General features: G+C 51.4%; 14 protein-coding genes. 11 read left to right on the top strand and 3 right to left on the bottom strand.

Translation table 11 applies throughout. From position 1 onward, the window contains the following. Window positions 1–49: 49 nt before the first annotated feature. Window positions 50–1,297, bottom strand: coding sequence for a tRNA guanosine(34) transglycosylase Tgt (gene tgt, locus L336_RS00295; RefSeq protein ID WP_015641217.1), 1,248 nt, complete (start codon window positions 1,295–1,297; stop codon window positions 50–52). A 111-nt stretch (window positions 1,298–1,408) separates the two neighbouring features. On the opposite strand from tgt, the gene L336_RS00290 reads away from it, so the two are divergent. Together L336_RS00290 and L336_RS00285 are read left to right on the top strand one after the other, a co-directional pair. Further along, window positions 1,409–1,759: a hypothetical protein gene (locus tag L336_RS00290; protein WP_015641216.1), complete on the top strand. Its 351-nt coding sequence runs from the start codon at window positions 1,409–1,411 to the stop codon at window positions 1,757–1,759. Between the two features lie 128 nt (window positions 1,760–1,887). After that, the gene (locus L336_RS00285; RefSeq protein ID WP_015641215.1) at window positions 1,888–2,484 is read left to right on the top strand and encodes a hypothetical protein; all 597 of its coding nucleotides are present in this window, start codon (window positions 1,888–1,890) and stop codon (window positions 2,482–2,484) included. A 66-nt stretch (window positions 2,485–2,550) separates the two neighbouring features. On the opposite strand, the gene queA is transcribed toward L336_RS00285, so the two are convergent. Then, entirely contained in the window at window positions 2,551–3,579 is a 1,029-nt protein-coding gene (gene queA, locus L336_RS00280) for a tRNA preQ1(34) S-adenosylmethionine ribosyltransferase-isomerase QueA (RefSeq protein WP_041191090.1), read from the bottom strand. A gap of 322 nt (window positions 3,580–3,901) precedes the next feature. On the opposite strand from queA, the gene L336_RS05855 reads away from it, so the two are divergent. The 9 genes from L336_RS05855 to L336_RS05415 all read left to right on the top strand — a co-directional run bounded on the left by L336_RS05855 (window position 3,902) and on the right by L336_RS05415 (window position 12,592). Further along, a complete protein-coding gene (locus tag L336_RS05855) occupies window positions 3,902–4,060 on the top strand; it encodes a hypothetical protein (RefSeq protein WP_160142746.1) in 159 nt (52 codons plus the stop codon). Window position 4,061: 1 nt separating this feature from the next. After that, the gene (locus tag L336_RS05850) at window positions 4,062–4,283 is read left to right on the top strand and encodes a hypothetical protein (RefSeq protein ID WP_041191086.1); all 222 of its coding nucleotides are present in this window, start codon (window positions 4,062–4,064) and stop codon (window positions 4,281–4,283) included. Between the two features lie 325 nt (window positions 4,284–4,608). Then, window positions 4,609–5,280, top strand: a complete 672-nt coding sequence (locus L336_RS00265; protein WP_015641213.1) for a hypothetical protein — start codon at window positions 4,609–4,611, stop codon at window positions 5,278–5,280. A 77-nt stretch (window positions 5,281–5,357) separates the two neighbouring features. Beyond that, window positions 5,358–6,524, top strand: coding sequence for a transcription termination factor NusA (gene nusA / locus L336_RS00260; RefSeq protein WP_015641212.1), 1,167 nt, complete (start codon window positions 5,358–5,360; stop codon window positions 6,522–6,524). Continuing rightward, the gene (locus L336_RS00255) at window positions 6,525–6,743 is read left to right on the top strand and encodes a hypothetical protein (protein WP_015641211.1); all 219 of its coding nucleotides are present in this window, start codon (window positions 6,525–6,527) and stop codon (window positions 6,741–6,743) included. A 78-nt stretch (window positions 6,744–6,821) separates the two neighbouring features. After that, window positions 6,822–9,287, top strand: a complete 2,466-nt coding sequence (locus tag L336_RS00250) for an ATP-dependent Clp protease ATP-binding subunit (protein ID WP_015641210.1) — start codon at window positions 6,822–6,824, stop codon at window positions 9,285–9,287. Beyond that, window positions 9,268–10,278 (top strand): hypothetical protein, encoded by a 1,011-nt coding sequence (locus L336_RS00245; RefSeq protein ID WP_128569588.1) that lies wholly within the window; start codon window positions 9,268–9,270, stop codon window positions 10,276–10,278. The genes L336_RS00250 and L336_RS00245 overlap by 20 nt, the downstream gene beginning before the upstream one ends. Before the next feature lie 2 nt (window positions 10,279–10,280). Further along, entirely contained in the window at window positions 10,281–11,633 is a 1,353-nt protein-coding gene (gene radA, locus L336_RS00240) for a DNA repair protein RadA (protein ID WP_041191084.1), read from the top strand. 35 nt (window positions 11,634–11,668) lie between these two features. Then, entirely contained in the window at window positions 11,669–12,592 is a 924-nt protein-coding gene (locus L336_RS05415) for a PIN/TRAM domain-containing protein (protein WP_015641207.1), read from the top strand. A 138-nt stretch (window positions 12,593–12,730) separates the two neighbouring features. On the opposite strand, the gene L336_RS00230 is transcribed toward L336_RS05415, so the two are convergent. Further along, window positions 12,731–15,190 carry a transglycosylase domain-containing protein gene (locus L336_RS00230; RefSeq protein WP_160142744.1) on the bottom strand — a complete coding sequence of 820 codons (2,460 nt, stop codon included), beginning with the start codon at window positions 15,188–15,190 and terminating at the stop codon, window positions 12,731–12,733. Window positions 15,191–15,302: the final 112 nt, after the last annotated feature.

Below are 15,302 nucleotides of genomic sequence, written 5' to 3'. Positions count from 1 at the left end.
CAGTTAGCGGCGGGCCGGTGTTCGGAGTGGGGAGGTGGTGAGGCTCAAGTTACTCTACTATGACGCCTACTGGGGGCGTGTCGCCATAGTAACGATGGAGAAATCGTTTTTTTAGTTCAAAGAACGTTTTGTCTTTGAGCGATTGACGGATCTGATCGACAGTTCGCACCACAAAGCGTTCATTGTGGATACTCGCTAGCGTCGCGCCGAGGATCTCATCAGACTTAAAGAGGTGATTAATATAGGCGCGGGTGTAGTGCAGACAGGTGTAGCAGTCGCACTCGCCATCGATGGGGGCAAAATCTGTCTTGTAGCGCGTATTGATGATATTGATACGGCCATCGTAGGTGTAGAGTGCGCCGTTTCGCGCTTGACGAGTAGGCGCAACACAGTCGAAGGTATCGACGCCGTACTCGACGCCAAGGAAGAGATCGGCCGGTTGTGCTCCCATGCCGAGCAGATGGCGCGGTTTGTCATCAGGAAGGGTCTCATCGACCCATTTGACAACAGTAGGAATCTCACTCGTCTCAAAGACACCGCCGATGCCGTAGCCATCGAAGTCACGGGCACCGAGGAAGGCTGCTGATTGTTTGCGGGGTTTCTCGTCTCTTGCCCCCTGAACAACGCCGTACAAGGCTTGAAGCGGTTCGCCATTTTTTTCATGTTCTTTGTTTAACTCCTGATGACGAGTCAGGCAACGCTCAGCCCAGGCATGCGTGCGCTCCAGCGCTTCGACAAGATAGTAAGGAGGCGCGAGTGGCGCGGGACATTCGTCGAATGCCATATGAATATCTGCACCAATCTCGTGCTGGAGCTCCATGCTGCTCTCTGGTGTCATGAGGAGCTTTTGGCCATCATAGTGGCTGCGAAAATGCGCGCCGCGCTCAGTGATCTTGACGAGCTGATCGCTCGATTTGACCGCCTTGGCTGCATCGCCACGCTCTGTATGGGCGACAGCGTCGATGCCTTTTTTGTAGGCGACACCGAGGCTAAAGACCTGAAAGCCACCGCTGTCTGTAAATGTCGGCCCGTTCCAGTTCATAAATTTTGAGAGGCCACCTGCTTGTTTGATGATAGCGGTGCCCGGTCGTAGCATCAGGTGGTAGGTATTGGCGAGGACAGCTTGGCCGCCGTACTCCTTGATTTGTTCAGGAGTGATGGCCTTGACCGTCGCTTTTGTACCACCGACGATAAATGCCGGAGTTTCTATAGCTCCGTGCGGTGTATGGATGATGCCGGCGCGGGCTAGGGTGCCTTCGAGCCGATCGGTAATTTCAAATGTCAGTGCGTGTTTCATTACTCTTTACTGTAGCACAACTGAGGTCAAGTGAATGAAGTAGTTGCAAATATATGTAAACTATGACATAATGAATATGTCCACATCCCTTCGATTTTATCGAGGTGCACTATGGAGTATGAATACAAAGAGCCGGAGAATCCCGCGGCGAGCGTCCTCGAGGCGCTCCAGCGACTCAAGGAGGTGCCGCGGCACGCGGTGCTGTACCTCCTGATCATGCTCGAGGCCCGTGAGGGCCGCAAGCCCGGACTCGAGCTCATCATGATGTTCGAGGAGGCGAAGTGGCGTCACTTCGAGCTCGGCGGCAACATCACCGACGCGGTTGTCAAGCTCCACGAACTCGGCCTCGTCCGCTACAACGCGGATGAGTTCCGGCAGGAGCTCACCGACCTAGGCAGTGAGGTGGCGCAGCATTTCGCTGCCGTCCGCCCGTTCGCCCGCATCCTCTACGGCTTGCCGTAGAACACGCCCGTCCCCAGGTCGTAGCGACTGCTCGCTCCCTCGGGGGCGGGCAGTTTGCTTTCATGGGTTGAAAATTATCTACAGAAGTGTTATAAATACAAAAAGAATCGATCTTTCACAAAGAGGAGGTGAGCCACGTGCTTGCAGCAATCGGCATTTTGGCCGTGATCCTGATCTCGATCAGCGATCTCAGCTACGTCAAAGCCATTTGGCGGCGTCAAGCGCAGCCCCATCGCTATACGTGGTTCATCTTCCTGATGACCGCGCTCGTGATCTTCGGCTCTCAGTTCGCCCTTGGCTCACGCGACAGCCTGTTTGTCTTTGGCTGGTTCGTAGTGGTCAACCTCACGATATTTTGCCTGTCGCTGACGCGCGGTCGGGGAGAGGGAGGACTTGACTGGCCAAACTCACTTGCGCTCGTCATCGCGCTCACCAGTATCACGCTGTGGTTCGCGATGAGCTCGGCGCTGATGGCGCTCGTCTGCATCCTCGTTGCCGATACCATCGGTATCACGCTCAGCCTCATCAAGACCTGGCGCGATCCGTCGTCCGAGCCATTGATGATGTGGGGGCTTGGCTCAGTAGCCGCGGCACTCAATGTCGTTGCCGTTGGTTCGCCAGAGTGGTTCCTCTACTTGGCGCCATTGCATCTCCTTCTCTGCGACGTGTTGATGGCGATCACCATCATTATGAGGCGGAAGGTAGTATCAGTTTCGGTTTCTTAGCGCCCGTCCCTCGAGGTTGTAGCGACTGCTCGCTCCCTCGGGGGCGGGCAGTTTGCTTTTTGTGGGCTACAGGATCAACATACTGTCGCCGTAGCTAAAGAACCGATAGCTTTTGTCGATAGCGTGTTCATAGGCAGGCTTGAGCTTATCCCATCCTGCAAAGGCCGCGGTCAGCATGAGGACGGTGCTATCTGGCATATGAAAGTTCGTGATCAGGCCGTCGATAATCTTAAAGCTATAGCCAGGATACATAAAGATATCTGCTTCGCCCGAGAGGTCTCTAGGCGGCCCGGCCAGGATGGCTTCGTGAGCATACTCAAGTGTGCGTGTCACAGTCGTGCCGAGGGCGACAACTCGCTTACCCTTTGCCTTGGCATCACGTATCGCGCTTACAGTGACTGCGGGAATCTCAAAATACTCCTTATGCATATGATGATCGGTAACATCTTCGACGCGAATAGGCAGAAACGTACCGAGGCCGACATGCAGCGTTGCATAGACGACGACAATGCCTTTGTCGCGGAGTCGTGAGAGGGTCTCCTCTGTCATATTGAGACTTGCCGTCGGAGCGGCGACCGACCCCTGCTCACGGGCAAATATCGTCTGGTATCGCTCGATATCTGCTGGCGTTGCGTCGCGCCGCATATACGGTGGCAGCGGCACCGAGCCGTGTTCTTCGGCGATTTGTAGCAGGTCACGCTCACTTTTGATGATTGCCATGCCACCATCAAGTAGTTCCTCCACCGTCAGCGTATCGGCTCCGACAGAGAGTTTGTCCCCAACAGCTAACTTGCGTCGGTAGATAACCTTGTGGGTATGCCAGTCGTCACTGCGACCGTGCTTCTCGACAAGCACAAGCTCGCGTGTGCCACCGGTTTGTTTGGTTGTTATCAATCGAGCCTTGATGACTTTGGTGTCATTGATGATAAGCACGTCGCCAAGCCCGAGGTAGTCGACGATATCTGGGTAGTGTCGATCACTAACAGTGCCGCTCTGGCGGTCAAGAACTAGCAGCCGCGCATCACCGCGTACTGTCGGTGGCGTGGTCGCGATCAGTTTTTCGGGAATATCATAATGAAAATCAGCGAGTTGCATCACGTACCAGTGTAGCACGAGAGACACAAACCCATCCTCTCCCCACTCCAGACAACCGGCCCGCCGCTAACTAAATCAGCCTTCGCTCTTGGCGGGCCTTGGCCCATCAGGGCCAACTGTCTGTCGGAGGAGGGTTGAGATTCAGGTTTTTTTGTAAACTTGATAAATAGTCAATAAAGTTGTAATATAGAAATTGATCAACCCCACACAATAGTTCGATCCTACGAAAGAGGTGATACGCGTGGCGGCTGAAGGACATTGGGAGAATTGGTATGTGGTTTTCCGGGTCACCCCGGACTCTCCGGCGTGTGCCCGAGCTCGCTTGTCGGTCTACGGACCGACGACAGCCGAACTGACCTGTGTCGGCTTCATCGCCGATCAACCAGACGTCGATGAGCCGGGAGTTGAGTACATCATCCGGCTCGTCAGCTTCCCAGGAGCTCAGGCTCCATTGAGCTGGGCAATGACACAGGAATACTGAGATGGATTTCCCGCTCTGGTACGCGCCGGTGGCGATAGCCGGTCTCGGTTTCGAGGTCATCCTGTGCTACGTCATGATGGTTATACTCATCGGCGGTTCGCTGATGGGTATCACGTTCTACGGCCTGCTCGCTGGCACCTTCTCGCTCTTTGAGCGAAAGGTGATACCGGTGCAGGACGTCTGGCTCGAGGAACTGCTGACAACAGGAGGTGAAAACAGGTGATGGAGTTCGAAGGTGCGGACAGCACCTCGCACGTCGTCATGAAGTACCCGCCGGTGACCAGTTTTCGTACTCAGGTAGGAGCGGATGCTCCCACGGGGGTCGAGGTCGCCCGTGGGTCATTCTCGGCCTGCTCAGCCTTCGCTCAGGCTCAGCGCGCAGCCGAACTGGTCGCATTCTCTCTGAACCAAGGGCCTCGCCCAAGTGTCTACAAGGTGGTGCCGGTCAAACCGACACCTCATGCCCGCTCCTAGAGAGAGCTCGGCCAGCAGGTCGTTCCGCTCCCTCCCGGGGGCGGGCGATTCTGCTAGAAAGATGCTCTATAGCTATGAAAAAAATGGAAGTAATAGACAGCTCATACCTGACACCCGACATAGATCCAGGTGCTATTGCTGAAGCTAGAGAAATCGCTGAACTTGCTTATGTAACAGGCAGTGTGGTGGCGGTGCGCAGACGTTATGGCGATGATCGACTCAGCACGCATGTTTCGCGCTACAACCCGAACCTCTTTGTTGTCCGCGATAGTGCCACTGGTCTCGTGATCAAGTATCATCCGTCTGCTGCCGACGCGGTTATACAGCAGCGGGTCATGAACGGCCTTTACGAGCGTTTATCAAAAAGCACAGAGGGGGTGAGTGCGGTCCGCCATCCTATTGTTGTCACCGATGGTGGTCAACGTGGTGTCTCGGTAATTGAGATGGCTCCAGGTGAATCGTTGCGAGGAGCTTTAAGAGATTTCCAGGCTGATTATACGGAAACCATGCGGACACTTCATGCCCACGTCGATACGGTAGAAACAAGGCTCGATAGAGAACTCGGCAGGTATGTTTCGCGCACACTCGTCAATGACTTACGAAGGGGAAACAACCTTGGCGGTAATGTGTTTATTGATGAAGATGGAAACTATACCTTAATTGACCAGCCGTGCCTAAGGGGAAAAGGAAGGGGTGCTCACCCGTTTGTTTGGAGCGCACTAGAGCTGCTCGAACGCGGTTCTTGACTTTCTTAACCTAGTGTGCTAATATGAAAAACGTACTCATCCGGCCGGCAGGTCGGAGTTTTTCGTAAGAAATACTAATGATCCCTTATGATCAGGGAGAACACACTCTCCCAGGAAAGGATGTAATGGAAGATCTCAATATCAAACAACTGACGCTTGCCGTCCGGACAATTGCCGAAGAAAAAAATCTGCCCGAAGAAACAGTGCTCGAGATAATCGAACAAGCAATTGCGGCCGCGTGGCGCCGTGATAATGGTGAGCGTGAGCAAGAAGTTCGCGCTGAGCTCAATATCAACGACGGTACGGCGACTGTTTATGTCCAGCGCGAAGTTGTCGAAGAAGCTATCAACCCTGCTATCGAAGTCAGCCTTGCCGAGGCCAAAAAGCTCAAAAAAGACGCTAAACTCGAGGATATACTCGAGGAAAAGCACGAGGTGATATCATTTGGACGTGTGGCTGCTCAGACGGCGAAGCAAGTGGTGTTGCAGCGTCTGCGAGAAGCAGAGCGCGAGGTGGTACTAGCGGAGTATGAAGACAAGATCGGTACGGTTGTCACCGGTGTCGTACAGCGAGTTGAGCCACGTGTCGTACGGATTGAGCTTGGCAAAGCAACGGGCATTATCCCGCAGAGTGAGCAGATTCAGGGCGAGTTCTACTCAGTTGGAAGCCGACTCAAAGTATTCATCAAGGATATCGAACGCGACACCAGAGGTCCACAGCTCATTTTGAGCCGCGGCAACGAAGCCTTTATCGAATACCTATTTCGTCAGGAAGTTCCCGAGATGGAGACCGGCGCAGTAGAGATCAAGGGCATTGCTCGCGAAGCGGGACGCCGCACCAAACTAGCAGTTATGAGCACGGTTCCAGGAGTCGATCCAGTCGGTACCTTTGTCGGTGGTCACGGAACGCGCGTCAATGCTGTCATGAATGAGATTGGCGACCAGGAAAAAATCGATATCGTGACCTATGACGAAAATATCGATACGTACATCCGCAATGCCCTCAGTCCTGCCGAGGTGGTAAAGGTTGAGATTGACAAGGAAACAAAGCGGGCTAAGGTATTTGTGACCGAGGATCAACAAAGCATCGCCATTGGCCGCGGTGGTCAAAACGTTCGTCTGGCTGCTCGCCTAACCGGCTTTGAACTTGACATCGAAACGGCGACTGCCAAACCTGCCGAAAAGAAACCAAAGAAGAACATTGAGGATGGTCTCTTTGCTGCTATCGAAGAGCAGGGTGAATAGATGAAAGGCCATAAACCTGTTTTTGCACACGAAGGATTGGCTGCATGGCGTGCCGATGATACTGCATTACCATTGCCTGAAATACCGAAAGAAGTTCGAAGAGCAATCACCAGAGGCTGGCTTGCCTCAAGAGCGCGAGCACTTGAGGAAATAGCTCAGTCTGGCGGTGATGTTGACGAACTCGATGACGGAGATACAATACTAAGATCGGTAAATTAGCACTCTCACTTGACGAGTGCCAATAGGTGCTTTATAATTGGGCCACGTGGGAATCTCCCCGTATGGAGGAACAAAACGATGCTACCAGATGATTTTGCCGATTTTATTTCACACCTTACCGACAACGCCAAGTTGAGTGTTCAGCACGCTGATGCGATTGCTCGGGGAAGCGGGAACGCCTATATAGGCACGGAGCATCTTTTACTAGGAGTTCTGGCACAGGGGAGTAGCACGGGCGCTAAGGTGCTAGCAGACGTTGGCGTGACCCTTCAACGTGCCGAAGATTTGCTCAATATCACCCCTCAGCATGTGGTAGTACGGACGGGCGCTGTTGGACTATCCGAGACGGCGCTGCTGACACTCAAAATGGGCTGGGAGGTTGCCAAGGATCATAACCATGATCACCTCGGAACTGAGCATATTCTCTATAGTCTGCTCAAACAAGATAACGCACGGGCAACAGTCCTGCTTCGCGATATGGAAGTAGACGTCGATGAATTGATCGATGGCCTGGAGGCTCATTTTTCGGAAATGCCAGGGGTAAGTGAGGAAACGACAGCAAAAAATGGCGTCAAACCAATTCGGGGCGGTGCTCTTGCAACCTTTGGAATTGATCTGACAGCAAGTGCACTCGCAGGCGAGCTTGATGCCATGATCGGTCGTGCCAAAGAAGTAGAACGACTTGTCACCATTCTCAGCCGACGCACAAAAAACAATCCCGTGTTGATTGGTGAGCCCGGTGTCGGTAAGACGGCAATCGTAGAGGGGCTGGCACAGCGCATTGTCGCCGAGGATGTCCCGGACCACTTGCTCGACAAACGCGTCATTCAGCTTGATATGGCTGGTATGATTGCCGGCACGAAGTATCGAGGTGAGTTCGAAGATCGCCTTAAAAAAGTTGTTACCGAAATCAAGAAACAAGGCAACGTCATCGTCTTTATTGACGAGTTGCACTTGCTTGTCGGTGCGGGAGCTGCCGAGGGTGCCATGGACGCAGCCAATATCTTGAAACCAGCGCTTGCGCGCGGCGAGCTGCATATGATTGGCGCAACCACGCTCGATGAATACCGCAAACATATCGAAAAAGATACGGCACTTGAGCGGCGTTTTCAGACCATTGTCGTCAAGGAACCGACGTTAGGTGAAACACTTGCTATTCTCAAGGGTCTCAAGGGCTACTACGAGAAACACCACGGCGTCAGCATGAGCGATCAAGCACTTGAGTCGGCGGTCTATATGGCGGATCGCTACGTTGCCGATCGTTTCATGCCCGACAAAGCCATCGATGTCATTGATGAGGCAGCTGCACTTATCAGGGTGAAGCAGGGCCACAAACCAAGTAAACAGCGTGAATATCTAAAGGAACTAAAGGGCCTGAACGAGAAAATGGAAGAAGCAGTTGTTCGGGAGGATTATGAGCGTGCTGCCCTCTATAAGCAGCGAATTAGCCAGATCACCGAGCAGCTAGAAGCGGTCCGCGAAGCACAGGAAGCAAAGAACCCCATTGTTCTTACCGAGCAAAATATTGCACATGCCATCGCGGTCATGACCAATATCCCTGTCGAGAAAGTACAGACGAGTGAGGCGCGTCTCCTTAAGCAGCTCGAATCTCATCTGGGCAAGTATATTATCGGTCAAAAAGATGCCGTGACGAAAGTAGCGCGAGCGATCCGACGAAGTCGCAGCGGCGTGTCGAGTCAAAAGCGCCCGATCGGCAGCTTTGTATTTATGGGACCAACGGGTGTCGGCAAAACGGAACTTGCACGGGTACTAGCACGTGAGGTGTTTGGGAGTGAGGAAGCGCTGATCAAGATTGATATGAGTGAGTTTGGCGAGAAGCATACGACGAGTCGTCTGATCGGTGCCCCTGCTGGGTACGTTGGTTACGAAGATGGTGGTAAGTTAACTGACAAAATCCGTCGCCAACCCTATAGTGTCGTACTCTTTGATGAAATCGAAAAAGCGCATCCTGATGTGTTTCAGCTCCTCTTGCAACTGCTTGAGGATGGACAATTGACAGATGCTGCTGGTCGCAGTGTCAGTTTTCGTAACACTATCATCATTTTGACAAGCAATCTCGGTGCTGATGCAATGACACGAGAAACGGCACTTGGGTTTCACAATACTACAAGAAAAGAACAGCAGGCGCTTGACCAGCTTCATCTCCGCAATGTCCGTGCCGCACAACATGAGTTAGAAAAATTCATGAGGCCTGAGCTTATCAATCGTCTTGATGGGATAGTAACATTTCGCGCCCTCACTCGTCAGGAAGTAGGAAAGATATTTGACCTCCTCATTTCAGAATTGCAAGAACGATTGGTTCGTCAAGGAATTGGCCTGGTAGTAAGTCCGGTTGCAAAACGTCACCTTATCGACAAGGGCTACAGTAAGACATTTGGTGCTCGCCCCTTGCGACGCGCTATCGAGGATGAGCTTGAGCACGCCATTGCTGAGGGAATCATTTCCGGGATTTATCAAAAAGGCGCTATACTAGAAGCACGAGTAGAAAAGGGGAATCTCACGCTTGAACAACGAACCGAATAATCAGTCTGTCAAACGTCACATGGCATTACGAGCGCTCGTTTCGGCGTTGCTTGTCATTGTCTTCGCCTTGCTCTACATCTTTTATTGGCCGAGTTTGTATGATGCGATTCTTGCGAGACAATTTCAGCCGAACGCCCAAATAGCTGCGATCAATAGCCGCTTGAAGCTGACAGATCAAGGGACAAATCTGTTTTATGCCAGTGTTCCCACCATTCAAAGCCAAGATCAATTCAATACGAGTTGTGAATCGACTGAGCGTACGACCGCTATGCTCGGCTGTTATTTCAAGCGTCATATTTATCTCTATAACGTGACCAACAAGGATCTTGACGGCGCAGTCGAAGTGGCAGCCGCCCACGAAATGCTTCATGCTGCCTACGATCGTCTCAATTATTTTGATCGGATGTCTGTGGACAGGATGATCCAAGAGCAATACGAAAAAATAAAAGATGACCCCGAGATTAAGTCACTTATGGCGTATTACAATAAGGCTGAGCCAGGGTCGGATATCAACGAGCTTCACTCTATCATCGGCACCACTATCTCATCAGTGTCTCCAGAACTTGAAGCGTACTATAAACGTTACTTTACCGACCGAAGTAGCATCGTCGCACTCAATGCCAAATATACTGCTGTGTTCAAAGAAGTAGAGAGTCAATCAAAGGCACTTTCGGCACAAATCGAAACCGAAAAAGATGCACTTAAGTCTGATCTTGCGACCTATGACGTCGATCGAGTCCAGCTAGAAACCGATATTGATTCGTTCAACGAGCGAGCAAAAAATGGAGGTTTCACTTCTCAGTCGGCACTCACGGCAGCCCGCAATGCTCTCCTGGCACGTACTAGCGCACTCAATGCACGACGACTCACCATTAATGAACGAATAGCTGCTTACAACCAAACTGTTGCAAAGCTTAACGCCCTTTCGGTCAAAGTGGGCGAACTCAACAAGAGTATGAACGGCATCACTACTCCCGCATCGGGGGTATGATAATGGCAAAAACTCGTACGCAATTTGTGTGTCAGCAGTGTGGGGCAGTTTTTCCGAAGTGGACTGGTAAATGCGAACAGTGCGGCGAATGGAACTCACTTGTCGAACAGACAGCAACCTCCGAAGGTAGCTCAGCAGTAGCTAGGAGCGCAAAGACTGGGAGGCCGCTGACCCCTCAGACGATGCGTACCATCAGCACCAAGGAGTCAATCACACGCTTTGGGACGGGGATCGCCGACCTCGATAGTGTACTGGGCGGCGGTGTATTGCCAGGAGGTGTAGTATTGCTCGCTGGTCAACCAGGAATTGGTAAATCGACATTGCTGCTTCAGATCGCCTCGCACATCTCGGCGACGCTGCCCGTCCTCTATGCAAGCGGCGAAGAATCGGCTGGGCAGGTCAAGCTGAGGGCAACTCGACTTGGCGCTGAGTCAGGTGACGACCTACATTTTATTGCCAGTACCAGTGCTGATGATATCGCAGCGACCATCCGGACTGGTGCATATCGGTTGGTCATCATCGATAGCGTCCAGACTTTGAGCCTCGCAGAGATAACCAGCGCACCTGGCACGGTCAGTCAGATCACCAACTCTGCAAATGTCATCATTCGGGCGGCCAAAGAGTCGGGAGCGGCCGTCATACTAGTAGGGCACGTGACAAAAGAGGGATCGATCGCCGGACCAAAGGTCTTAGAGCACCTCGTCGATGTGGTATTGCAGTTCGAAGGAGATCGATACGGTGGCTTCAAGGTAGTACGAGCGATCAAAAACCGCTATGGATCGACGAGTGAGGCAGCGATTTTTGAAATGACAGAAACGGGTCTGACAGTAGTCAAGAACCCCTCCGCGGCTCTCCTTGCTGAACGGCAAAATGCCGATGGATCGGTCGTCCTCGCCACACTTGAGGGTAATAGACCAATTTTGGTAGAGATTCAGGCGCTTGTCAATTCGACAAGCTTCGGGTATCCTAAGAGAACAGCAAGCGGATTTGATCTCAATAGGCTCAATCTTTTGATCGCGGTACTTGAGCGCCGCACCAAACTGAACTTATCGGACAAAGACATCTATATCAACGTTGTGGGAGGTCTTAAACTTGCTGATCCTGCTGCCGATCTCGCGGTGGCAATGGCAATTGCGAGTGCTGCTGCCGGCAGACGACTTGATGATGAGCTAGTTGTGTTTGGCGAAGTGGGACTGGGCGGGGAGATCCGTAGCGCTAGTTTGTCAGACAAGCGGATTGCCGAAGCAAAAAAGCTTGGATTCACGCATGCAATTGCCCCTGTTCCAAGCAAAAAGAATTCATTTATTAACGGCGTACAAGATTTACGCCACGCGCTCGTAGACTATCTGAAATAGTGAGCGAATTCGTATAACGAAAGGATATTATTATTATGGAAACAAAAGACATCGCGTTACTCGCTGTCACGCTTCTTATTCTCGGCGAAGTAACGTATCTTTTGGCAAGATTGCCAAAAACATCGATAAAATCAAAAGAACGACCAATATTGATCGATACCTCGGTCCTCATGGATGGGCGGATTACCTCAATTGCATCAACCGGATTCATGGGGGGCGCACTAGTGATTCCGCGTAGTGTGGTCGGTGAGCTACAGTTTCTCGCGGATAATGCCGATGCCGACAAGCGTGCCAGGGCGCGTCGTGGACTTGACGTCATTACTGAGCTACAGGCAATGCCGATGGTGACCGTTGAAGTACTCCAGGACGGCAGCAAGGCCCAAGAAGGGGTAGACGAAAGACTGCTCTCACTTGCAAAACAATACACCGCTGTCATCTGTACTATCGATTACAATCTGAATAAAGTTGCCGCCGTTGAGGGCATTCCTGTCCTCAATATCAATGAGCTCGCGCAGAGTTTACGTATGGCTTACTTGCCTGGCGAGCATATGATGGTAGAACTTGTACAGAAAGGTCAGGATAGCCACCAGGGTGTCGGCTATCTAGCAGATGGGACAATGGTCGTCGTTGAACAGGCGAGCAATCTCATCGGTCAAACTGTCAGTGTCGAAGTGATTCGAAGCCTCCAGACCGCCGCTGGCAAAATGATGTTTGCTCGCCGTGCATCAGATAAATCAATCGCTAAACCGACACAGAGTCGTCCCCAGCGATCTCGTACCCAAGACTCATCGCATAAGATCATCTCACAGAAGGAATCTGTATCACCAAAAAAGATTGGCAAGAATGACCGTGATCAACGCCCATTTGTGCCACGTCAAAAATTATCTCGTTCATTGTCATCTCCTCGTCGTCAGGATAGAGAGAGTGCACTCATCGACTTAGTCGAAAAACAACCTTGATAGATCTGAATCTCAAACTCCTCCCCACTCCAGACAACCGGCCCGCCGCTAAGTGATTAGCCTTGGCCTTGGCGGGCCTTGGCCCATCAGGGCCAACTGTCTGTCGGGGGAGGGGTTTAGATTCGGGTAAGCTATTATCTAATAAGTTGTTGTTGCCGAGTCCGTATAATAACCCGTATCGGTGACAGTGGCCGTCAACTGAGTTCCGTGGGGTACGCCAGTGAGATCAACTCCCCACGAGTCGTTACTTGTTACTTGCTTAGTTGCGATAACACCGCTCGGAGATCGAAGCTCAATTGTCATTGGCTGGAACGTTGAGCTGCTTGAGGTGCCAAAGCTCATCATAGCTGTATTTCCAGAAGTCGAGAGAGTCACATACGGTTTTGGATCAGAGCAGGAGTGAATATCGTCATCTGCCGAACCATCATAGCCATCAGGTGCGCTGATGATATCCTTTTTGGTGTAGGGGTCAGTAATTTTACTTACGCTCAGCTCAATTTTTGCAGCAGTCGGTGTGCAGTCGGTGGCTTTCTTTTTGGAGACGCGGTCAAAGGTAGCTTTTGTATTGGTAATACCGCTTGATTTGTTCCAGTACGAGGGGTACACTTCGTTGCCAACGCGCTGGATACCTGACGGTGCCGTAAACCAGTCGCTTCCTTTGGCTTTGCCGCTATCGATGTAGTATTGGGACACCTCCATCATCGTTTTATCATAAATCATGGCTGGAATGAGAGAATTTCCTTGCCTGAGCGGCGTGGTATCAGGGTTTCCGAGCCATACCGACATAGAGAGGTGGGGAGTGTAGCCAACTGTCCATATATCTTTAGGCACGATCTTTGAGCCAATCTGACCATTGCTCGTACCGGTTTTTGCCGCTGCCTTTATACCTGCTTTGTTGAGTCGAACTAAGTAGTCTTGGTTCCAGCCGAGACCAGCTCTGGCATTGCTATCACCCAATATGTCATTAACGATGTATGCTGCTTGTGGGTCGATCACTTGTTTTGTCTCAGACTTATACTGTTTGATCACTTCGCCAGTGCTATTTGTTACCTTTAGTATTGTTGTCTGTGGCATATACACACCCATGCGCGCGAATGAAGCGATAGCGTTGGTATGATCGGTAAGGCGCGTCCCGCAACCACCTATTGCTGACGAGAGTCCTGCATCTTGGTCTGGCCCCTGGGTACAATAGTCAACATCTCCCATGGCTCGGATTGTTGCCCACGTTTCGTCTTTGCCAGCGATCACCATTGCTTTGATGGCGGGGATATTGCGTGATCTGTCGAGACTTTGGCGTATATTTATGTTTCCCTGAAATTTGCCATCTGCATTTTGTGGCTTATAATTCCCGGGAAACGTGGTTGACGTATCTGAGAGAATTGATCCGCTGCCAAAGTTTGGTTTGCCGTCAGCTTGTTTTTGAAATAACTGTGCATACACAAACGGCTTGATTGTTGAACCAGGCTGGATAAACGCCGTGGCCGCATTGTCTTGCCCAAACCCAGGATAGCCGTAATCTCTACTACCAACCAGCGCAATCAACTGGCCGGTCTCAACGTCTTCTATTGCGGCAGCACCATTGGTAAACCCTGCGTAACTTGGACATGACACATAGCTACAGTTTCGATCTGTCAGCGTGCCATCAAACATCGCTGTCATATTTGCTTCTAGTTTGCTTTGTGCGGTGAGATCAAGTGTAGTGACAACGGTTAAGCCGCCCTGTCCGACAGTTGCTTTACCAAGTTCTTTTTCGAGTTGCGCTTTGACCATCAGAACAAAGTGGGGTGCTTTGATCCCAGCTAATTGGTCGGCAAGTGGTTGAAGCGTATCGAGTACAGCGACTTTCTTGGCTTCCTCTGCTTGTTCCCTCGATATATATTTCATGTCTGCCATGCTATCAAGGACTTTGTGCTGCCGCTCGATAAGTGCAACGTGACCCGTGACATCATACGGATTATAGACAGAGGGGTTATTGGGAATAGCGGCCAGTAGCGCTGACTCGGCAAGCGTCAAATCCTTGGCTGACTTATGGAAATAGGTTTGCGCGGCAGATTCCACTCCGTTGCGTCGACCACCGTAGGGCGACTCATTGAGATAGAGAGTCAAAATCTGGTCTTTGTTGTACATGCGCTCAACCTCGACCGACAAAATCATTTCCTTGATCTTGCGCGGGATGCCGGCAACACCTCGCTGCTGCGCTTCGTCAGGCGGGAAGAATACTTGCTTTACGAGTTGTTGCGTAAGTGTAGATCCGCCTTGAGTAGCATTCCCTTGACTATTGTTTAGAAATGCGCGGAGAATACCCGAAAAGCTAATACCGGGATGACTATAGAAATCTTTGTCCTCGATTGCAACGGTTGCTTGCTTCATATAGGTATTGATGTTGTCACTTGTAACCACCAGTCGATAATCGCCCGCGCCCTTATCTTCCCAGAGAAGTGCACCATTGCGGTCGTAGTACTTAATAACCGTTGACTGCACTCGTTTGTCAAGTTCGCCGGGTCGTATTGCGTCAAGGTCCTTGCGGTAGTAGGCGAATAATCCGAGGATCAGTAGCACAAAGAGAAGAACCGTAACGCCGACAATCTTTGCCGCCATAAATAGTCCTTTTTTGCTAAACCAATACTGATAGACTCGCTTCGGGTGGAGTCGGTACAGTATACGTTTCACGGGGTGCTTGGGGAGACTAGCGAGGTACTCTGCTTTTTGC

This window comes from Candidatus Saccharimonas aalborgensis, assembly GCF_000392435.1.
In the GTDB taxonomy this organism is placed as follows: domain Bacteria; phylum Patescibacteriota; class Saccharimonadia; order Saccharimonadales; family Saccharimonadaceae; genus Saccharimonas; species Saccharimonas aalborgensis.
The sequence above is the reverse complement of the archived record's forward strand: the minus strand, read 5'-3'. Positions and strand labels throughout refer to the sequence as shown.